We start from the raw sequence: 19,419 nt of genomic DNA, 5'->3' as shown, positions 1-19,419 counted from the left end.
ACCAAGTAAGCCTCTAGTGAATACAGGAGTCCCTGTATCAATCTTAGACTTACTTATTGTTAGGTGTTCCGGCACCTTGTAGAGACCTTGCGCCAATTCGCAAGATAAATAAGTAGTTGTAGTTTTAATGAGAGTCACCATTCCAGATTGAGTTCTTTACGATGACATAATCGACATGCTTCAGATCAGCAACCTTGCGACCTCCAGCATAGGAAATAGAACTTTGCAAGTCTTGCTCCATCTCTGTCAAGGTATCTTGCAGATGACCTTTGGCTGGTAGAAGGATTTTCTTACCTTCAACATTCTTATAGGCCCCTTTTTGGTACTCGGAAGCAGATCCATAATACTCTTTAAAGGCCTCCCCATCGACTTCAACAGTCTTCCCTGGGCTTTCAATATGACCTGCAAAGAGTGAGCCAATCATGACCATGCTGGCACCAAAACGAATGGATTTCGCAATATCTCCATGGGTCCGAATTCCACCATCTGCAATAATCGGCTTGCGAGCTGCTTTTGAACACCAACGAAGAGCAGCTAACTGCCATCCGCCAGTACCAAATCCAGTCTTCACTTTGGTAATGCAGACCTTACCAGGTCCGATCCCGACCTTAGTAGCATCTGCTCCAGCGTTTTCCAACTCACGAACGGCCTCTGGTGTTCCGACATTTCCTGCGATGACAAAGGTATCTGGCAACTCCTTCTTGATATGCTGGATCATTTGGATCACACTATCTGAGTGACCGTGAGCGATATCGATGGTGATGTATTCAGGCGCATCGTCCTTGAGTTGAGTCACAAAGTCGTACTCATAGTCTTTTACTCCAACTGAGATAGAAGCAATTAAACCTTGATCGTGCATGCGTTTGATAAAAGGGATTCGACCAGCTTCGTCAAAGCGGTGCATAATGTAAAAATATCCCCCTTTAGCCAGTTGCTCAGCTACGTCCTCATCTAGGATGGTCTGCATGTTAGCAGGTACGACTGGCAACTTGAAAGTGTGCTTACCAAACTGAACTGTGGTGTCAGCTTCTGCACGACTTTTGATAATGCACTTGTTAGGGATTAATTGAATATCTTCGTAATCAAAGATTGGAAATTCGTTTAACATACGGATTGAAATCTCGTTTCTAAATTTTAAATCGTGATAGGTCATCACTACGCCTTCCGACGTTTCCATTCAAGATTATAACAAAGATACGGAGTCGATTCAATTAGAATGCTGATTATATAATTAATGTTCGGAAATTACTAGACGATTATTTAGAACAACTTCTATATATGAGTTATTTATGAACAAACGCCAATCCAATTGATGATTTCTTTGCTGACAAGCTTAGGAACTGCTGTATAAAAATCATGACCGAGATCCTTTAAGAGTACCTTCTTGATAGAGGGATCTAATGTCTCAAGGGCTTGAGCTCTCCAAACGGGCTCTTCTTCGTAGTTAGGACCGATAAATAAGGTCTTGGTATCTGTTAATGGAGCTTGAAAAGATCGGAGATCACGTCTGAGTCTCAGCAAAGAAAGAACAGCTTGTGGATCTAAATCCAGTTCATAATGATGGAGATCAGAATTCCAGTGATAACTGGATTGGATGGCCTTTATCGTCGCTGGCGAAGGATTGTCCCTATCTCCAAGTTCACTCGCAATTGCTTCCTCTAGAGATGAAAATACCTGTTGCTTCAGATAGGCGAGTGTCTCTTCTAGTTCCTGCTCTAGTGGTAGGATCTGGTCCATGTCAAGATAGCCACCGTCAAGGAGAACCAGGTGGGTCATTTGTGGTATTTTCGATGCTAGGTAGCGAGCCAAATCTCCACCTAGTGAATGGGCTATGATACAAGTATTTTCATTAGTATCCGCATGGGCTTCAAACCAATCTTCTATATCTTTAGGAGATTCCAGGTTCACCTTATAGGGGTCTAGATACGTGATGGGAAATGGAAAACAGTGAGCAAATTCGGTCATATGATTCTCGTTACTTCCAAGTCCTCCGATAAAGTAAAACCTCATCCTTTCACCTCTATTTCCTTGATGATTCTGGCCGGATTACCTGCTAAGACTACATTATCCCCAAAGGATTTTGTCACCACAGCTCCTGCTCCGACGACGACATTATCGCCTAGGGTAACACCTGGAAGAATGATGACTCCTCCACCTGCCCAGAAGTTATCTCCAATCGTTATTGGAGCACCATATTCTTTTCCTGCATTTCGTTCGTGTGGATCCAGGGGATGAAGAGGAGTGAGAAATTGACAATTGGGACCGATCATGGCGTTCTTCCCAATCCTAATCGGGCATACATCTAGCATGGTTAGGTTCCAGTTGGCATAAAAGTTCTCTCCCAAGTGGATATTCACTCCATAATCACAAGCCAAAAAAGGGTGTAGGGAAAGATTTTCCCCAGTGGACCCGAACCAACTTTTTATGATTTGGCTTCGTTTCACGCCATCTGCTTCTTGGTTAAAGACAAATTGCTTGGTCCGAGCTTCTTGCGCCAACCTCCTCAATTCTGGATCCATGGGACTGTAGAACTCACCAGCAATCATCTTTTCATATTCAGTTTTCATAGTCATCTCCCGTCTAATAGTAAAAAACCACTCATAGTGAGTGGGCTTGTTTATCTCTTAATGGTACATCAGGTAACCATCGAAGAGCTCAAATATTTTTCCTATCGCTCGGAAAACAAGAGCCGCAACAAGGGCAACCAGCAAGAAGTAAGCTACAGCAAAAATCACACTAATGATCATCATGACACACTCCTTTTTAATGTACTTTTTCCACCCTCCATTATACTCCTGGCCTATTAAAGATTCAAGGAAAACGCTATCATTTTTTGATTTGTTTTCAATTTGTAATTTACAAAAATTTTCAGACTGTTCAAAAATAACAAAAAGCAGGATTCTTGCTCAGATATCGTTTTAACTCTATCCTCCTGCTTTTGCTATTATGGAAAATGAAAGAAGACATAATCGTTCTGTCAGAAAATATCATGAAAGGAAAGCTATTTTTCTTCTTTTTTATCGGTCCTGTCTTTATCCTCTTCTATTTCAGCGGCACCATTGTTGACGGCCGACTTGAATTCAGATAACATTTTTCCAAGTGAGTGTCCTAACTCTGGCAAACGCTTTGGTCCAAAGATTAAGAGGGCTCCCAGTATGATAATAATCAGACCTGGTGCACCAATATCACGTAAAATTCCCATATTTATCTCCTTTTTTGTATACGGTTATAGATGATGCGACTGATGCCCAGGCTCACTTCATAGAGCAAGATAAGAGGCACAGTCATTGCTAGATCACTGATAAAATCAGCAGGGGTCAGGATGACGGCTAGTACCAGCAATAGAAAGTAGGCTATTCGGCGATAGCGCCTTAACCAGTCTGGTGTTAAGATATGAATCGAGGTCAAAAAGGCTACAAGGACCGGCAATTCAAACAAGACACCCAGAGGAACGGTTGTATGAAAGACGAAGGTCAAATAGTTCTGTGCCGTTAACTGGATAGTAAACTGGCCTTGTCCCAACTTCAAGAGGACCTCTAAGATAGCCGGACTTACCAGATAATAGCCGAAGAATAAGCCTAGTAAGAAACAAATCAAACTGGCTGGCACATATAGCAGAATAGCTCCTGCTTCTCCTTTTCTCAAGGCTGGCTTTACAAATTGCCAGACTTGAAATAGAGTGAAGGGCAAGGTGATGGTAAAAGCCATTAAACCTGCCAATTGCAGGTAGATGCTTAAAATATCGTTAGGTCCAAGGACCAAGAGTTTTTCCCGAAAGCCAGCTGTCAAGTAGGCATAAAGCTGATCAGAAAACAATAGGGCTCCACAAAAGACAAGGAAAAAACAAAGGATGCAAGCGATGAAGCGCCGTCTAAACTCGCTTAAATGCTCTACAATCGTGAGCCTTCTATCTTCATTTTTCATGCTGCTTCACCGTCACAATCACAATTATAAAGATAAACAGCATCTGACAAGCTACCACTTCCCAGCTTGGGTAAATCCCTGCCCAATCAATGGTTGGGAAATTACTCAAGATATGGTTGGGAAGCATATTGGTTAATTGGAGCGCGTGTAGGCTCACCCCTAGCATCTTAAAGGCCAGGGCATAGATCAACCAAGTCAAGAGGAAGAAAATCTTATGTGGCTTGACCAGATGACTTGCCTTGGTCATGAGAATGGCAAGAATGGCTAAAACTGCAAGAGCTAAGCCGATCCCTAGGAAGAAATCAAAGGAACGAATACGAGGGAGGATCCCTACATAGAAAAGAATGGTCTCAGCTCCCTCTCGGAAGACAGCTAAGAAACTGAGAGCAAACATCGAAATGAAACTTCCAGTTGCAGTCACAGCCTTCATCTGCGTCTCCATGAATTGGTTCCATTTTTGAACAGAGGACTTGCGATGCAGCCAAATCCCAATGACAATCATCATCCCTACTGCGATGATCCCTACTGCTCCTTCGATCACTTCACGGTTGGAAGCTGAAGTAACAGCTGGGAATAAGAATTGAAGAGCAACTGCAATGGCGGCACTGGCCAGGATCCCCAGAAGGGCACCTGCATAGACCCATTTCAAGCCTTTGATCAATTTAGCTGACTTGAGAACTGTCACCAAAGCCATGACAATCAATAGTGCTTCGACTCCCTCGCGTAAGAGGATCAACATAGCGTCAACCGCCGAATAAGAGGCGGTGGTATCTATAGCAGACAGATCACTAATCAGAGCTTCCAGTTGTTTTTGGTACTTGCTTTCATTCCCCTTGACCATAATGACTGGACTTTGGCTTTCCACTCGGGTATAGAGGGCTGGATTGGTCGTGCTGACGTCCCCTTCTATCGTTGGCCAAATGGTAATGAACTCTTTCATCACTTGACTAGCCTGGCTAGTGTCATTGGCTTGGAAGAGACCAAGAGCTTTCTTGAGGAGCTTAATCCCGTCTGAAAGGGTCAGATTGGTGGATGTTTCTTCGATCTTTTCCCCACTGATAAATTGATCCAGCACATTCTTTAGGTCATCGTAAGAAGATTGGATGAAGTCAAAGTTTGTAGGCTCTGTTTCGATCGCACTTCTCAAGAAGGAGATAGCTGTTTCTACCTTTCCGTAATAAGCGGTACTATGATCTCTGACAACTGCTTCATTCCGGGTCCAGGTATTGTTTAAATCAGCGTAGGCCTTACGTGTTGCTTGGAGATCCTTTGCTGTGATCGCCTCTTGAAGCTTCTCAAAGTAAGGTTGCAAGCGAGTTTCTAGTTTCTCTTTTTCAGCATCCAGATCGACTGGATTTCGCTCTTTTTCAAAGGCTAGCAAGGAAGTGGAGACGGTCACCAACTGCTTTTCTGTGATCTCTCCTTTCAAGTCCAGACTCTTCTGGACTTCTTTTCCTGCCTTGGAATCATGATTGGCCTTCTTTAGAAACTCCTCTTTTATCTCTGCGACCAGAGTGTGAGCCTTTTCTTGGTCCTTATCCCGAACTGCTGTCGTTGCATCAGTGATTTTGATAAAGAGATCACTATAGGATTCGGCCTGAACAGGAGTCACGATGAAAAAGAGACAGGCTACTAGGACGACTAACAATTTATTCAAATAAGTCTTGACCAATGTACCCTCCTTCCTTCACACCTCCGAAGCAGGCAAAGAGGCCACTGCCAATATGGGTTACATATTCATTCATCTTATCGTCTGCCCCAAGATTGGTTTGGATTTTCACAAAGCGGTCTGGATCCTTTTGAAAGGCAATAAATAGCAATCCTGCATCAAACTGCCCCGTTTTCGGATCAATCCCATCAGAGTATGAATAAGAGCGTCGCAAAATTGGCAGATCCACTTCTTTAGCCAAACGGACATGTGAGTCAACTGGTAAAAGGGAGAGGTCCACTTCGTCAAACTCGTTTTTCTTTCCAAATGGTGCGCCACTTTCTTTATAGCGTCCAAAAGTGTTTTCTTGCTCCTGCAGGTTGGTACGATCCCAGGTCTCTAAATGCATGATAATCCGGCGGACAGCCATGTAAGAGCCGTTTTTCATCCAGTCTTGACTATCAGCCCAGACGACCTTATCGAAATCTTTCTCTGTCGTGACATTGGCAGTTCCATCTTTGAAGCCAAAGAGGTTCCGGGGCGTTTCCATGCGATCCCCAATAGCAGCAAATCCTGATTGGCTCCACTTCATGGTCACCTTATTGCGTCCTTTACGAATCAGATTGCGGACAGCATGAAAGGCCACCTGCTCATCATCTGCACATGCTTGGATAACGATATCACCACCCGTATACTGCTCTCTCAACTGTTCCTTAGGAAAAGCTGGCAGATCCCGGAAGAGTTTGGGACGTTTCTTTTCAAGGCCTAGTTTGGTCAAAAAGCTAGCCGAAACACCAAAGGTTAGGGTGAGGCGGTAAGGATTTAGTCCGACTGTTTCCCCAGTATCACTTGGAGGCAAGAGAGCGTTGGATCCATCTTTTTTGACCAGTTCTCCATTGACTAATTTCTGGCTATAATCTGTCCAGTCTTTAAACAACTGAATCAATTCGTTTTTATCTCTCGTCCGGAGATCGAGCACCACAAAATAGATATTCTTCTGCATGGGGGTGGTAATTCCAGCCTGATGCTTGCCGTAAAAGCTAATTTCTTCTTGACCGTCTGCGATATTTTTGGAGCCTTGCTCCTTATTAGCGAAAAAAGCAGAAGCACTGGATAGACCAAGTGCTAAGCCTGCTCCCCCAATACCTGCTTTTTTCAGAAATTCGCGACGATCCATCTTCTTTTCAAAAAATTTTTCGTCTTTTGTCATTGTTATTTACCGTTTAAAATGATTCCCATTTGAGAGAGTGGTTCTCCCAATTTTGTAACTGCTTCTGCTAGTTCTTTGGTATCTTCTTCTGTTAGGTCTGTATATGATTTATAGTTGGAATCATCAGTCATATGTTTGTCTAACAAGTCATTCACCGCCTTGAATTCTGTTTCAAGGGTTTTCACTAGTTTGGCATCCTTTTTCTCAATGAGAGGTTTGAAGAGTGCAAAAATCTTCTCAGCCCCTTCGATATTGGCCCGGAAGTCATAGAGATCTGTATGAGAGAAAATTTCTTCTTCCCCAGTGATCTTTTGTGTCGCCACTTCATTTAAGAGGTCAACCGCACCTGTCAACATCAAATCTGGCGTCACTTCTACTGTCGCAATCTTAGCTTTCAACTCTTTGATATCATTTACCAATTGCTCCGCATATTTTTCAGTGCCTTCGGTTGTATTTTGTTCCCAGAGGATGCGTTCGATACGGTGGAAGCCTGACCATCCTTCTTCTGATTTGTTTTCATCGACATAGTCAACCAAACGGAAGTCAATCTTGACATCAGACTCCCCAAAGCTTTCAGCAATTGGTTCAGAGCGTTCATAAGACATCCGAATCAAAGGATAGACCTTCTTAGCTTCTTCTAAATCACCACTTTTGAGGACTCTTTGAAATTCCTCTGTATCTTTTAACAACTGATCAATTTGTCCTTGCACAAACTCCTTGTATTCACTTGTCGCCTGGTCCAAGGCTTTTTGGTCCTCTTTAGACAATTTTACTGTCGAAGAGGAACTATTTGTAGTTGTATTTTTTGAAGATGTATTGGCACAGCCTGCTAATAAAGCGACTGATAAGAGTGCTACTGCAAGTTTTTTCATGAGAATTTCTCCTGGATACTTTTTTTACGTGGTCTATTATAGCAAAGATTTTCTCATTTTTCAACAATTGTCAGAAAACTTTAATAAAATGAATTAGAGGAGTAATTCTTTCACCCGGCCGATATCTGTCTCTTTTACCACGAGGTAGATGCTATCTCCTAGATAGAGGCGGGTACTACCATGCACCGTACTGTTTTTTCCATTATGCTGATGAGTTGTGATTAGGAGGTCTCTCGGTAGATCTAAATCTCGAACCTGACGGCCTGCTATTTTCTCTGATACTGGAATTTCGATCAGGGTTAAGACATCTGAACCGCTGGTCACCTCAGGCATCAATTGCTCCAGCATAGCCTCGTAGACAGGGGCCCCTTTTAGCAGATCCATAGTAATGTAAGCTGTCAAAGTCACCAAGCCAATCGGCATCAAGGTTCGTATATCTCCTACCATTTCAGTCACTAGAATCATGGCTGTCAGGGGCGCTTTTGAAATGGCACTGAAATAACCACTCATTCCTAAAATGACAAACAAGGGAAGTTGATTAGAATGTATGAGACCAAACTTTAATAAAACAGCCGCAACCAAGGCTCCTAAAACAGATCCAAGAGCTAGAATCGGAAGAAAGATGCCACCAGGAAGACCACTCCCGTAACTGAACATACTCCAGATAAACCGTATCGCAAAATAGAAGATCAGCGTCTGGATACTAAGAGGGACATGCGCTAAGTTCAAAACCAACTGATTTCCACCACCTAATAAGTGAGGGAAATAATAACCGATCGGTAGGATCAAAAGAAAGGCAAAGAGTGGATAGTAAGGAGCAGTCACCTTGAAACAGCTACCAAGCTTTTGATATAGCCGACCAATATTTAAAACAGCAACTTCATAGAAATAACCAGTTAGGCCCAGAAAAATTCCCATCACTAAGAAAATCCAATAACTGGATAAATCGATATGTGGGATGTGGTCTGGCATGTTTAAAACAGGTGTTTGACCGAAAATATTGAGGGAGACAAAGTTTGCGACCAAACTCGCAGCCAAGGTCGATACCCAGAAGACACGAGAAAAATGATGGTAGACTTCTTCTACTACAAAGAGTAGACCAGCGATCGGTGCATTGAAGGCTGCTGCCAAACCTGCTGCGGCACCGCTGGCAATCAAGGCTCTTTCTTCTACTGGACTAAGCGCAAGTTTCTTAGCCAGCCCCTTTCCTCCCATGGCGCCAAGTTGGATACTGGGGCCTTCACGACCTAACATTAAGCCACTTGCAATTGAAAGAATTCCTAAAATGTATTTTTGCCAAAGGGTAGTCCACCAGTCTATTTGAAGTAAACCTTTTAATTCTGCTTCCACTTGGGGAATACCGGAACCCTTTACGTTTTGGTTCTTTTTGATCAGTTGGCTTGCCAGTAAAATAATAAAAAGATACATCAAAAGGATGATGACCCAATTGATTGGGCTTCTTCCAAGATCCTTATACAATCCCTGGACAACATGAAAGAGATGCTCAATAAAAAATCGAAAACTCGAGACAATCGCGCCGACTACGAGCCCTACTAAGACACCTCTGCTAACCTGAGATAAAATTGATCTTGAGGTCGATTGAAATTCTCTTTGGATTTGCTGACTTTGTTTCATAAATTCTCTTTAACTCCCAGATTGATTGCTTTTATTATACTATTTTTCATAGCTCTTGAGTAAGACAACAGCAAAAAAACGCCCTTATGAGCGTTTTTTGGACAACATTATTTAGCAGTAAGTGCTGCCATAGTAATGTAGTTGTATGGTTTGTTAAAGTGTGGTAAGAAGAATAGGTCTGTCAATGCCAATTTTTCAATCGTTACATGCTCTTGGATAGCCAATGAGAACATGTGGATACCCATTGAGATTGCAGCATCACGTGATACCATTTGAGCACCAAGGATTTCACGACTATCTTGATCATAAACGATCTTGATGGCAACTTCATGGTTATCATGTTTCATAAATTCTGGTTTTTGAAGGTCGTTAAATCCAGTTTCAGTTGCATTGTAGCCTGCAGCTTTTGCTTTTTCAAGTGTCAAACCAGTTGAAACCATGTGAAGACCATAGATTGAGATACCGTTTGATCCTTGAACACCGATTCCTTCAAGTTCATGTCCACAAGCGTTGTACGCACCTACGATACCGGTACGAACAGCGTTTGAAGCAAGCGCGATGTAGCTAGTGTCTTTACGAGCGTTGTCATAAACAGTCGCACAGTCACCTACTGCATAAACACCTGGAATTGATGTTTCTTGTTTCTTGTCAACAAGGAAGGCACCGTTACGGAAGAGTTCAATCTTACCGTCAGCAAGAGCTGTGTTTGGACGGAATCCAACTGCAAGAACAACCATATCCACATCAAATGTTTCTTTGTCAGTGATCAAGCGTTCAACTTTACCTTCACCTTCGATAGCTTTAACAGTTTGTCCAAGAGCCAAACGGATGTTGTGGTCTTCCAAGTTTTTAGCCATCATTTGTGTGAAGTCTTTGTCATAGTATCCGTTCAATACTGTGTCAACGATATCAACAAGGACAACTTCTTTTCCAAGACGTTCGAAAGCTTCAGCAAGCTCAACACCAATGTAACCACCACCAACTACAGCGATACGTTCAAGGTGTTTGCTCTTATCAGCAAGTTTGTTGATAACTTCTTCAGCATTTTGGTATAACTTAACAAATTGTACGTTTTCAAGAGTTGCTTTGAACTCACGGTTACCTTTAACAATTTCAACACCTTCAATTGGAGGCAAAATTGGTGTAGAACCAGTAGCAAAGATCAACTTATCGTATGATTCTTTGTGTTCTTTTCCTTCAACTTCTGCAGTAACAACTTTGTTATCGTAGTCGATTGAAAGTACAGGTGAGTTCATGTAAATTTTCGCACCTTTAGCTTCAAGCGTTTCTTTATCAGAGTAGAACAAGCCTTCAGGACCGTCGATTTGCTCACCGATCCAAAGAGCCATTCCACATCCAAGGAATGAAATATTTGAGTTTTGGTCAAATACAACGATCTCGTTTTCGTTTCCAAAGTTGTCCAACATAGTGTTGATACATGCAGTTCCAGCGTGGTTAGCACCCACAACTACGATTTTACTCATAGAAAAAATCCTACCTTTAATTTTATTTACCATACAATTATAACATGAAAATGATATCGTTTCCAAATTTTTTGCTTACAATTTGTGATATTATTTTCAAATCAATTTGCATAAGTCCTGAAAAATGTCAATAATTTTGCTTGGGGGGATTGTGAAATGGCTTTCTTTTTGATAAACTTGAAGTAGGTGAATATTGGAAAGGTGGTTTACTATTTGTGGAACTAACTAGTCGATCCGAACGCCTAATGGGCTCCACCATAACCGTTTCGATTTCTCATCAACAAGCTGACCAAATACTGGCCGATTGCTTTAGTCTCTTGCGATCCTATGAGCATCGCTTTAGTGCCAATGACTCTTCTTCTGAATTGATGGAGGTCAATCAAAAGGCTGGCATTGAACCCGTAAAGGTTCATCCAGATCTTTTTTCACTGATTGCTCTAGGAACCAGCCATAGTCAGGCGCAAGGAAGTCATTTAAACATTGCGATTGGTCCACTTGTCCAAACCTGGAGAATTGGTTTTTCAGATGCTAGGAAGCCTGATCAAGGGGAAATTGAACAAGCCCTAACAATCATTGACCCTCATCAGATTTGCTTAGATCCGAATCAACAAACTGTTTTTCTCAAAAGAAAAGGGATGAAAATTGATCTAGGCGCTCTAGCTAAGGGATTTAGTGCTGATTTACTAGCTAGTTACCTCAGGAGTCAGGGGATTGAACAGGCTTTAATTGATTTGGGCGGAAATATTCTTACTCTTGGGTTAAACCCTGTCAGTCATCGTCCTTGGCGAATTGGGATTCAAAATCCCCAGCTTCCAAGAGGGGAACATTTACTAGTTCTATCTGTAACTGATAAGTCCGTCGTGACATCAGGGACATATGTTCGTCATCTCGATGTAGACGGCCAGTCCTTCCATCATATTCTTGATCCTCAAACCGGCTATCCTGTCGAAACGGAATTGGCAAGTCTCACGATTATTTCTGATCGATCCGTTGATGGAGAGATTTGGACTACTCGCTTGTTCGGTGAAGAACCGACCGACATTTTAAAGATTGTTGAAACCTTACCTGGCATCGATGCTATTTTAGTTTATCAGTCAGGTCGCCTCGCCTATACTAGTGGGCTTCATGATTATTTGTAATTTTATTTTCAGAAAGGAATTTCCATGACAAAACTTATTGCGATCGTTGGAACAAACTCCAAACGTTCAACAAACCGCCAATTACTTCAATACATGCAAAAGCATTTTGCTGACAAGGCAGATATTGAGTTAGTTGAGATTAAAGATATCCCTGTCTTCAACAAGCCAGCCAATAAGCAAGTACCTGAAGCTATCTTAGAGATTGCTGCTAAAATTGAGGAAGCTGATGGCGTTATCATTGGCACACCGGAATATGACCATTCCATCCCTGCCGTCTTAATGAGTGCACTCGCTTGGCTATCTTATGGCATTTACCCATTGCTAAGTAAGCCAGTGATGATTACTGGTGCTTCCTATGGTACACTTGGTTCATCTCGTGCTCAATTGCAACTTCGTCAAATCTTGAATTCACCAGAAATCAAAGCAACTGTCCTTCCAGACGAATTCTTGCTTTCTCACTCTCTTCAAGCATTTGATCAAAATGGTGACTTGGTAGATCTTGATGTCATCAAGAAATTGGATGCCATCTTTGATGACTTCCGTATCTTTGTTAAAGTGACTGAAAAATTGCGCAACGCTCAAGAATTGCTTCGCAAAGATGCCGAAGACTTCGACTGGGAAAACTTGTAAGATAGGAGACATACTAGCATGAAATTTGTAGGACTTGTAGGATCGAACTACGACCAATCATATAACCGCAAACTTTTGGAATTCATCCGTCGTCAATTTAAGATTAAATTTGAGTTGGAAGTTTTGGAAATTGATGATGTTCCAATGTTCAACCAGGATGAAAAATGGGACGAAAGTTTCCAATTGCGTCTCCTTAACAATAAAATTACCCGCGCTGACGGTGTTATTATTGCAACACCTGAGCACAACCATACTATATCAGCAGGTCTAAAATCTGTTTTAGAATGGCTTTCTTATGAAGTTCATCCTTTTGAAAGCAAACCTGTTATGATTGTCGGTGCCTCATACTACGACCAAGGGACTTCTCGTGCTCAAGTTCACCTTCGTAAGATTCTTGATGCTCCAGGTGTCAATGCCTATACCCTTCCAGGGAATGAATTCCTTCTTGGAAAAGCGAAAGAGGCTTTTGATGCAGATGGCAACATCACGAACGAAGGAACCGTTAAATTCCTTGAAACTTGTTTAGATAACTTTGTTAAATACGTAGGAGTCGTTTCTAAATTGAAAAAACCAAAACCAATTGAACCAGAAGATTTGGATTGCGGAAAACCAATCGCTACTACTATCACTGAAGTTGATCCAGATGATCCAGATTGGGTAGAAAAAGTTGCAGAAATTACAGGCGCTGTATCAGGCGATACTTATGTCAAATTGGACCACGGTATCCTGACTGTTAATCAAATCGATATGTTCCTAAAAGCTATGCCATTTGAATTGACATATGCAGATGACAACAACCAGTTCCTATACTACAACAATGCCCACCAAGATCCAGATACGATGTTTGCGAAACGCGTGCCACCGCAATCTGGTAGCCGGATGTCAACTGTTCACGGTTCACTTCCGCCAGCACGTATGAAAAACGTTGAATGGGTCATCGGTACTCTTCGCAATGGAAACCAGGAATATGTTCGTACCATTGTTCCAGGATCTCCTGAAGGCGTGATCAATACTCACAACTACCAAGCTATGTACTATCCAGATGGTTCCTATGCTGGTATCAACGAGATCGTCTTCAACTTCCAACCATGGTTGGACTGGTATCTTCAAACAACAGGTCAACGCCTTGTAGGTGGTAGCGGACCATTCGCTCCTGCTGGTGGTCATGGTGATGCAGATGCAACTTCAGGTGCTTCAGATGCTGGAGGACATGGTGACGGAGCCGCTGATGCTACATCTGGTGCAAGCAACTAATAAAAAGAGGCTAGGACAAAAGTCCTAGCCTCTCAATTATTTTTGGATTGTCAAGCAAGACGCAGTGGTTGAGTGGGCTCTACTACGCTGATTTCATCAGCTTTTACAGCCCTACTTAACCGTGCGGAGGTGGGACGACGAAATCGAATGCTAACGAATGACCGATTTCTGTCCCACTCTCTCTTTTATTTCAACTCTTTGATAATCTTCTTGGCATCTTCGTTTGAAATAGCCCCTAATTGAACATGACCAATCTTTCCTTGGCTATCGATAAAGACTTCAGTAGGGATCGAACGAACCTGGTAATTCATAAAGGCAGAGCCGTCTGGATTGTACAAAACAGGCACTGACTGATAGTCTTGTTGGGCAAACCATTCAACAAACTCTTCTTCTGTCTTTTCACCTTGCATTCCCGGCGCCATAACCGTGAGAATTTCAAAATCCCGATCCTTTTCTTCAACTAATTTATTGAGTTCAGGCATACTTTGCCGGCAAGGACCACACCAAGTTGCCCAGAATTTCAAGTAAACCTTTTTGCCTCTATAGTCTGAAAGTTTGACTGTATTCCCCTTCATGTCCTTTAGCTCGAAGTCACTGGCTTCTTTTCCTACCAAGGGATGTTTACTAGCTGTTGTATTGGTCATGGATTGATTATCCATGGATTGATTGTTCATGCCGCTTTCGGACTGATTCATAGAGCAAGCAGTCAGAATGGATAAAGAAAGAAGCGAAAAACAGGCGTATTTAATAACTTTCATAATGAGTAAACCTCCATTTGATTTATGAAAAGATAGCAGACAAGCTATTCAATTGTCCCAAGAGTAACAAAATCCCCATAATGATGATGATCAAGCCACCAATCTTCTTCAGTAACAAGAGATGGGGTTTTAGACGATTAAAGTATGGGAGAACAATCCCAGACGCTAAGGCCAAAAGTAAAAACGGAATAGCCATCCCTAGTGTATAGATAAAGAGATAGAGAGCACCCATGAGGGCATCTTGACCATTGGATGCTGCTAAGGCAAGTACAGAGCCTAGAACCGGACCGATACATGGCGTCCAGCCAAAGCTAAAACCAAGCCCAAGCAGAAAAGCTGAAAGTAATTCATTCTTGTGCTTGTTCGCCCCGAAATCCATTGTTTTTTGCTTTTCTAAGAAGTTAAAGTGAAAGACTTCCATCTGATGAAGACCAAGGATAATGATCAGCGCTCCCATCAAGTATCGGAACCAGTTGGTGTACATAATTTGCCCAAGTAGACCTGCCCCGAAACCAATAATAAGGAAAATAACAGAAATCCCTGCGATAAAACACAAGGTCTTTACAAGACCATGCCAGCGAATCTTCTTCCCGAAAATCTGGATGGATTTTTCCTGATCACTTCCTAGCAAGACCCCGATGTATACCGGAAGCAAAGGAAAGACACAAGGAGAGAAAAAAGAGAGAATCCCTGCCAGAAAGACAGTGAAGGAGAAAACGATTTGATTCATAAAACACTCCGTATATTGATATGCTACAACTAGTATAACATTCCAGCTCCTAAATTAAAAATTTCTGCTACGCTTTGATTTCTAAACGATCATTTAGAAACTAGTTTCAAAGCCAAACAAAAACTCCAAAGCACATAACTCTGGAGTTCAATTGACGACTTATTCTTCTGCTGCACTTTGTTTATTTGGCAAGAAAAGAGAGAGGACAATACCAACTACTACTGGGAGTATCCATGGGAGGGATTGGGCAGCAAATGGTAAAGTTTTAATGACGTTTGCCAGACCTGTAAGTTTGAAGGTGCTTGCAAGAACATCTGCAATCGCCACCAAGCTAACTAAGAAAATAGTCAGTTGCATTCCTGGTTTTGATAGTTGAGTAAATTTGTTTACAATCACAATCAACACTATAGTAATGGTGATTGGATAGAGGATCATCAAGACAGGCAATGAATAGGCAATAATGGCGCTCAAGCCAAGATTGGCAATCGCAAAACCAATCAAAGTGAAGACTGTCGCATAGACCTTGTAAGAGATTTTAGGGAAGGTGTTATGGAAGAATTCCCCGGTTGACACGATCAAACCGGCTGTTGTAGTGAAGCAAGTCACCGTCACCATACCCGCAAGGAAGATTTGAGCAGCTGGCCCAAAGATAGCCTTGGTCGCTTCTGAAAGGACATAGACCCCTTTATTGGCATCAGATGCCATTACTTTTGCTGGAATTGGGAAATGATTTCCAAGGTAACCCAAGCCAATGTATAAAATACTAAAGCCAATGGCTACAACAATCCCAACGATCCAGATCGTTTTAATGTATTCTTTCTTGCTGGTGAAACCAAGTTGATTGAGGGTGGTTACCGCAATCACACTAAAGGCCACTGAAGCAAGGGCATCCAAGGTATTGTACCCTTCAAGGAAACCTTGGCCAAAGGCAGATGCTTGGTAGGCTTCTGTTGCAACTTGTGGCGCGTGTCCGCTGTACTTGAGAGCACCTAGAACAACCAGTACAACGATCAAAATCGCAAAGATCGGTGTCAAAATCCGACCAATGCTATCTAGGATCTTAGATGGATAGAGGGCAATCAAATAGGCTAAACAGAAATAAATTAAGGTGAAAATAAAGAGGCTCAGTTTACCACTTGATTGTCCCAACAAGGGAGCGATCCCAACCTCGTAGGAAACGGTAGCCGTTCTCGGAATGGCAAAGAAAGGGCCAATAGAGAGGTACAAGGCTACTAGATAAACGATAGCAAACCAAGGGGCGATTTTACGTGAAATCTCATGAATATAGCCTTTAGGATTGAGCGTCCCAATGATCAAGGTAATAATCGCAATTCCTACTCCTGATAAGACAAATCCAGCAATAGCTGGCCAAAAATGGATACCCGATTGGGCACCTAGCGCAGGTGGAAAGATCAAATTCCCTGCACCGAAGAAAATACCAAATAACAGCAAACCTGTTAAGGAACCTTTTCGTAACATATGTTCTCCTTTACATTTTTCAATCTTATCTAGTATATCAGCTTTCTTCCACCACGGCAATTCTTTTTACTGGAATAATTACATTTAAAAATAACTTAAGGCAAAGAAGACTCTACTGTAGATTCTTATATACTTCTTCATTCATTAATAAAAAAAGTGCTTCTCTGCTATCTAACAGAGGAGCACTTTTTGTTTTTAATCTTCACTAAAGCGTCGGTATTGAATGCGGAAATCAAAATAATTCTCTTCCTGAAGTTTACGGAAGATATCACGATAGGCCTCCTCATCGAAGCCCTCTCCTCGGTAGAGAATCTCGAAACTAAGGTCTTCGTATTCAAGAAAAGCATTGGCTGTTTTAAAGCCATTTCGGATATAGAAATCCATCCGAGCTTGACGTTGCTCTAGATTATCACATTCTTCATCCAATCGCTCAACTTCTAACAACATGGTCCGTTGATAAAATTCCACTAATTTTTCAATGATTTCTTGCCCATAGCCGTGACTTCGCAAGTGAGGCATAATGGCAAAGAAGCTGACATAAAAGGCCTTGGCATTTGAAATAGCAAAGGCAAATCCAACAAATTCTTCCTCATTGTAAAAAGCAAAAAAATGAGCATCATCATTGTCTGTATAGCGTAAAAACTCAGATATAGGAATCCGTTCCTCTTCAGGGAAAGCCTCGGTATTCAACCGCTCGACCTTATCCAGATCTGGGAATGTTTCAGTGATTAATTGGCTTGTTAAGCGCATAAAGCCTCCATTTCTGCTACGATTATAGCAAATAAAATAAACACCTTCAAGAAATCCGTCTTCTTTCAAAAGCAAGTATGTAGCTTAACAAAAAAATAGCTACTGCTCTTTTTTGACGCTTTTATTCAGCTTCTTCTTTTTTGGAGAATTGACTCATGTACAAGTCGTAATAAAATCCTTGGGCAGCCAAGAGGGACTCATGATTTCCTTGTTCGATGATTTGCCCATCTTTAAGGACTAAAATCTTATCCGCTTCTTGGATAGTAGACAAGCGGTGAGCGATGACAAAACTAGTCCGCCCTTTCATCAAGTTCTTCATAGCCTTTTGAATCAAGAGTTCCAGACGCGTATCCACTGAAGAAGTTGCCTCATCTAAAATCAATATCTTTGGATCAGCTAGAAGGGCACGCGCAATGGTCAACAATTGTTTTTGCCCCAAAGAAATATTACTAGACTCCTGGTTCATCTCCATGTTGTAGCCACCCGGAAGGGTCCGGATAAAGTGGTCCACATTGGCGGCCTTGGCAGCAGCGACAATCTCTTCATCTGTCGCATCCAAGTTTCCAAAGCGCAGATTCTCTTTAATGGTCCCTTCATAGAGCCAAGCATCCTGAAGAACCATCCCAAACTGCTTACGATAGTCTTGGCGAGATAGGTCACGGATATCATGACCATCCACTGTAATAGCCCCCTTAGTCACATCGTAGAAACGCATGAGGAGGTTGATGAGGGTCGTTTTCCCTGCTCCTGTCGGTCCGACAATAGCCACCATCTCACCAGGATTAACCTCTAGGTTAAAATCACGGATCAGCGGTTTATCTTCCACATATTGGAAGTCTACATGGTTAAAGCTAACCTGCCCTGTCAGCTCTTTGTCCAGAGATTCATTTTTACCGAGCACTTCATCTGGTTCATCAAGGACTTGGAAGACCCGGTCTAGTGAAGATTTGGCACTTTGCAAGGTGCCAGCTAACTGGCTCAAATTTTGAATAGGTTGATTGATCTGCCAGACATACTGAACAAAAGCCTGCATATTCCCAACTGTAAGACGACCAGCAAGAACTTGAATAGCTCCGATAACTGCGACCAAAAGATAGGTCAAATCAGAGATGGCATTAAGAACTGGCATCATCAGTCCAGAAATAAAATTCGCTTTAAATCCAACTTGTTGGAGACGACGAGTAATGTCACGGAATTCTTCTTGCGATGATTCTTCACGTACATAGAGTTTTAAGACGTTAAAGCCACTCAAGTTTTCCTGAACAAAACCATTTAGAGCTCCAAGAACATCAGCCTGCTCTTTAAAATAAGGCTGGGATTTCTTCATAATCAACTGGGCACCGAAGAAGGTAATCGGAATAGAAGCAATCACTATTAACCCCAAAGTGAGGTTAAGATAAAGCACCATAGCAATGACCAAACTTAAGGTGAAGATCGCATTTACAATTTGAAGGAAAGACTGTTGCAAGGCATTGGAAACCGTTTCGACATCACTAGTAAAGCGACCGAGAAGATCTCCAAATTGGTGCTGATCAAAGTAAGAAACGGGGATACGATTAATTTTTTCGGATAAGTCATTACGCATATCCTCAATCATGCTTTGAACAGCATTGGTCATGAAGTAATTCGAATAATATGAACCGAGTTCATACAAGACTCCACGGAAGAGATAGACAACCATGACCCAGCCGACATAGCCAGCATTAATCTGAGCTCCTGCTACTCCTCTAGCCATATCTGTCAGGTTAGCAGTTAATTCAGTAATGGCGAGTCCTAGAATATAGGGTTCGATGACACTCATGACCACACTCAGAATTTTTAGAAGAGTAGCGAAAATAACGGCAAAGCGATAAGCTTTTAAGTAGCCCCAAAGGCGTACAAAACTGGAACGTTTTTCTTTCATTTT

The 19,419-nt window shown here is 42.0% G+C and carries 19 protein-coding genes and 1 riboswitch; of the genes, 3 read left to right on the top strand and 16 right to left on the bottom strand.

Annotated elements, in window-relative coordinates; translation table 11 throughout:
• Positions 1–36 precede the first annotated feature (36 nt).
• A riboswitch (purine riboswitch) is annotated at positions 37–132 on the bottom strand.
• From guaC to nox, 11 genes are all read right to left on the bottom strand, one after another.
• The gene (gene guaC, locus D7D50_RS07840) at positions 125–1,108 is read right to left on the bottom strand and encodes a GMP reductase (RefSeq protein ID WP_061563986.1); all 984 of its coding nucleotides are present in this window, start codon (positions 1,106–1,108) and stop codon (positions 125–127) included. Its footprint overlaps the riboswitch before it by 8 nt.
• A gap of 179 nt (positions 1,109–1,287) precedes the next feature.
• The gene (locus D7D50_RS07835) at positions 1,288–1,965 is read right to left on the bottom strand and encodes an alpha/beta hydrolase (protein ID WP_227877727.1); all 678 of its coding nucleotides are present in this window, start codon (positions 1,963–1,965) and stop codon (positions 1,288–1,290) included.
• A gap of 41 nt (positions 1,966–2,006) precedes the next feature.
• Positions 2,007–2,567, bottom strand: coding sequence for a sugar O-acetyltransferase (locus tag D7D50_RS07830; RefSeq protein WP_120701926.1), 561 nt, complete (start codon positions 2,565–2,567; stop codon positions 2,007–2,009).
• Positions 2,568–2,624: 57 nt separating this feature from the next.
• Positions 2,625–2,750: a hypothetical protein gene (locus D7D50_RS10345; protein WP_023023285.1), complete on the bottom strand. Its 126-nt coding sequence runs from the start codon at positions 2,748–2,750 to the stop codon at positions 2,625–2,627.
• 251 nt (positions 2,751–3,001) lie between these two features.
• Positions 3,002–3,202, bottom strand: a complete 201-nt coding sequence (locus tag D7D50_RS07825; protein WP_120701925.1) for a Sec-independent protein translocase subunit TatA/TatB — start codon at positions 3,200–3,202, stop codon at positions 3,002–3,004.
• Between the two features lie 2 nt (positions 3,203–3,204).
• A complete protein-coding gene (tatC, locus tag D7D50_RS07820; RefSeq protein WP_120701924.1) occupies positions 3,205–3,924 on the bottom strand; it encodes a twin-arginine translocase subunit TatC in 720 nt (239 codons plus the stop codon).
• The gene (locus tag D7D50_RS07815; protein WP_120701923.1) at positions 3,914–5,596 is read right to left on the bottom strand and encodes an FTR1 family iron permease; all 1,683 of its coding nucleotides are present in this window, start codon (positions 5,594–5,596) and stop codon (positions 3,914–3,916) included. Before D7D50_RS07815 ends, tatC begins: the two co-directional genes overlap by 11 nt.
• Positions 5,574–6,782 carry an iron uptake transporter deferrochelatase/peroxidase subunit gene (gene efeB / locus D7D50_RS07810; protein ID WP_120701922.1) on the bottom strand — a complete coding sequence of 403 codons (1,209 nt, stop codon included), beginning with the start codon at positions 6,780–6,782 and terminating at the stop codon, positions 5,574–5,576. The genes D7D50_RS07815 and efeB overlap by 23 nt, the downstream gene beginning before the upstream one ends.
• 2 nt (positions 6,783–6,784) lie before the next feature.
• Complete coding sequence (gene efeO, locus D7D50_RS07805) at positions 6,785–7,654, bottom strand: iron uptake system protein EfeO (RefSeq protein ID WP_048691249.1); 870 nt, start codon at positions 7,652–7,654, stop codon at positions 6,785–6,787.
• Between the two features lie 93 nt (positions 7,655–7,747).
• Positions 7,748–9,289 carry a ClC family H(+)/Cl(-) exchange transporter gene (locus tag D7D50_RS07800; RefSeq protein WP_120701921.1) on the bottom strand — a complete coding sequence of 514 codons (1,542 nt, stop codon included), beginning with the start codon at positions 9,287–9,289 and terminating at the stop codon, positions 7,748–7,750.
• A gap of 107 nt (positions 9,290–9,396) precedes the next feature.
• Positions 9,397–10,773 carry a H2O-forming NADH oxidase gene (gene nox, locus D7D50_RS07795; RefSeq protein ID WP_023026838.1) on the bottom strand — a complete coding sequence of 459 codons (1,377 nt, stop codon included), beginning with the start codon at positions 10,771–10,773 and terminating at the stop codon, positions 9,397–9,399.
• A gap of 215 nt (positions 10,774–10,988) precedes the next feature.
• Between nox and D7D50_RS07790 the strand changes: the two genes are divergently transcribed.
• Genes D7D50_RS07790 through D7D50_RS07780 form a run of 3 tightly spaced genes read left to right on the top strand, consistent with a single transcriptional unit; the run spans position 10,989 to position 13,796 of the window.
• The gene (locus D7D50_RS07790; protein ID WP_120701920.1) at positions 10,989–11,912 is read left to right on the top strand and encodes an FAD:protein FMN transferase; all 924 of its coding nucleotides are present in this window, start codon (positions 10,989–10,991) and stop codon (positions 11,910–11,912) included.
• Between the two features lie 24 nt (positions 11,913–11,936).
• On the top strand, positions 11,937–12,542 hold the full coding sequence (locus tag D7D50_RS07785) for an NADPH-dependent FMN reductase (RefSeq protein ID WP_117744274.1): 606 nt from the start codon (positions 11,937–11,939) through the stop codon (positions 12,540–12,542).
• 18 nt (positions 12,543–12,560) lie between these two features.
• Entirely contained in the window at positions 12,561–13,796 is a 1,236-nt protein-coding gene (locus D7D50_RS07780) for an NAD(P)H-dependent oxidoreductase (RefSeq protein WP_117744275.1), read from the top strand.
• Between the two features lie 185 nt (positions 13,797–13,981).
• Here D7D50_RS07780 and D7D50_RS07775 read toward each other — a convergent pair whose 3' ends face one another.
• From D7D50_RS07775 to D7D50_RS07755, 5 genes are all read right to left on the bottom strand, one after another.
• Positions 13,982–14,554 carry a TlpA family protein disulfide reductase gene (locus D7D50_RS07775; RefSeq protein WP_120701919.1) on the bottom strand — a complete coding sequence of 191 codons (573 nt, stop codon included), beginning with the start codon at positions 14,552–14,554 and terminating at the stop codon, positions 13,982–13,984.
• A gap of 22 nt (positions 14,555–14,576) precedes the next feature.
• The gene (gene ccdA2 / locus D7D50_RS07770; RefSeq protein ID WP_023023299.1) at positions 14,577–15,284 is read right to left on the bottom strand and encodes a thiol-disulfide oxidoreductase-associated membrane protein CcdA2; all 708 of its coding nucleotides are present in this window, start codon (positions 15,282–15,284) and stop codon (positions 14,577–14,579) included.
• A 159-nt stretch (positions 15,285–15,443) separates the two neighbouring features.
• Positions 15,444–16,763: a branched-chain amino acid transport system II carrier protein gene (gene brnQ, locus D7D50_RS07765; protein WP_120701918.1), complete on the bottom strand. Its 1,320-nt coding sequence runs from the start codon at positions 16,761–16,763 to the stop codon at positions 15,444–15,446.
• A 195-nt stretch (positions 16,764–16,958) separates the two neighbouring features.
• Positions 16,959–17,513, bottom strand: a complete 555-nt coding sequence (locus D7D50_RS07760; protein WP_023023302.1) for a GNAT family N-acetyltransferase — start codon at positions 17,511–17,513, stop codon at positions 16,959–16,961.
• A 121-nt stretch (positions 17,514–17,634) separates the two neighbouring features.
• On the bottom strand, positions 17,635–19,416 hold the full coding sequence (locus D7D50_RS07755; RefSeq protein WP_120701917.1) for an ABC transporter ATP-binding protein: 1,782 nt from the start codon (positions 19,414–19,416) through the stop codon (positions 17,635–17,637).
• Positions 19,417–19,419 lie beyond the last annotated feature (3 nt).

Source organism: Streptococcus koreensis, from assembly GCF_003627135.1.
Taxonomy (GTDB): domain Bacteria; phylum Bacillota; class Bacilli; order Lactobacillales; family Streptococcaceae; genus Streptococcus; species Streptococcus ilei.
This window is presented reverse-complemented; position numbering and strand designations above follow the sequence as displayed.

Coding starts and splice junctions, on each gene's coding strand:
- efeO (WP_048691249.1), bottom strand. CDS start 7,654: ATGAAAAAACTTGCAGTAGCACTCTTATCAGTCGCTTTATTAGCAGGC.
- D7D50_RS07780 (WP_117744275.1), top strand. CDS start 12,561: ATGAAATTTGTAGGACTTGTAGGATCGAACTACGACCAATCATATAAC.
- D7D50_RS10345 (WP_023023285.1), bottom strand. CDS start 2,750: ATGATGATCATTAGTGTGATTTTTGCTGTAGCTTACTTCTTGCTGGTT.
- D7D50_RS07785 (WP_117744274.1), top strand. CDS start 11,937: ATGACAAAACTTATTGCGATCGTTGGAACAAACTCCAAACGTTCAACA.
- tatC (WP_120701924.1), bottom strand. CDS start 3,924: ATGAAAAATGAAGATAGAAGGCTCACGATTGTAGAGCATTTAAGCGAG.
- D7D50_RS07755 (WP_120701917.1), bottom strand. CDS start 19,416: ATGAAAGAAAAACGTTCCAGTTTTGTACGCCTTTGGGGCTACTTAAAA.
- D7D50_RS07825 (WP_120701925.1), bottom strand. CDS start 3,202: ATGGGAATTTTACGTGATATTGGTGCACCAGGTCTGATTATTATCATA.
- ccdA2 (WP_023023299.1), bottom strand. CDS start 15,284: ATGAATCAAATCGTTTTCTCCTTCACTGTCTTTCTGGCAGGGATTCTC.
- D7D50_RS07800 (WP_120701921.1), bottom strand. CDS start 9,289: ATGAAACAAAGTCAGCAAATCCAAAGAGAATTTCAATCGACCTCAAGA.
- brnQ (WP_120701918.1), bottom strand. CDS start 16,763: ATGTTACGAAAAGGTTCCTTAACAGGTTTGCTGTTATTTGGTATTTTC.
- D7D50_RS07830 (WP_120701926.1), bottom strand. CDS start 2,567: ATGAAAACTGAATATGAAAAGATGATTGCTGGTGAGTTCTACAGTCCC.
- D7D50_RS07760 (WP_023023302.1), bottom strand. CDS start 17,513: ATGCGCTTAACAAGCCAATTAATCACTGAAACATTCCCAGATCTGGAT.
- nox (WP_023026838.1), bottom strand. CDS start 10,773: ATGAGTAAAATCGTAGTTGTGGGTGCTAACCACGCTGGAACTGCATGT.
- guaC (WP_061563986.1), bottom strand. CDS start 1,108: ATGTTAAACGAATTTCCAATCTTTGATTACGAAGATATTCAATTAATC.
- D7D50_RS07835 (WP_227877727.1), bottom strand. CDS start 1,965: ATGACCGAATTTGCTCACTGTTTTCCATTTCCCATCACGTATCTAGAC.
- efeB (WP_120701922.1), bottom strand. CDS start 6,782: ATGACAAAAGACGAAAAATTTTTTGAAAAGAAGATGGATCGTCGCGAA.
- D7D50_RS07775 (WP_120701919.1), bottom strand. CDS start 14,554: ATGAAAGTTATTAAATACGCCTGTTTTTCGCTTCTTTCTTTATCCATT.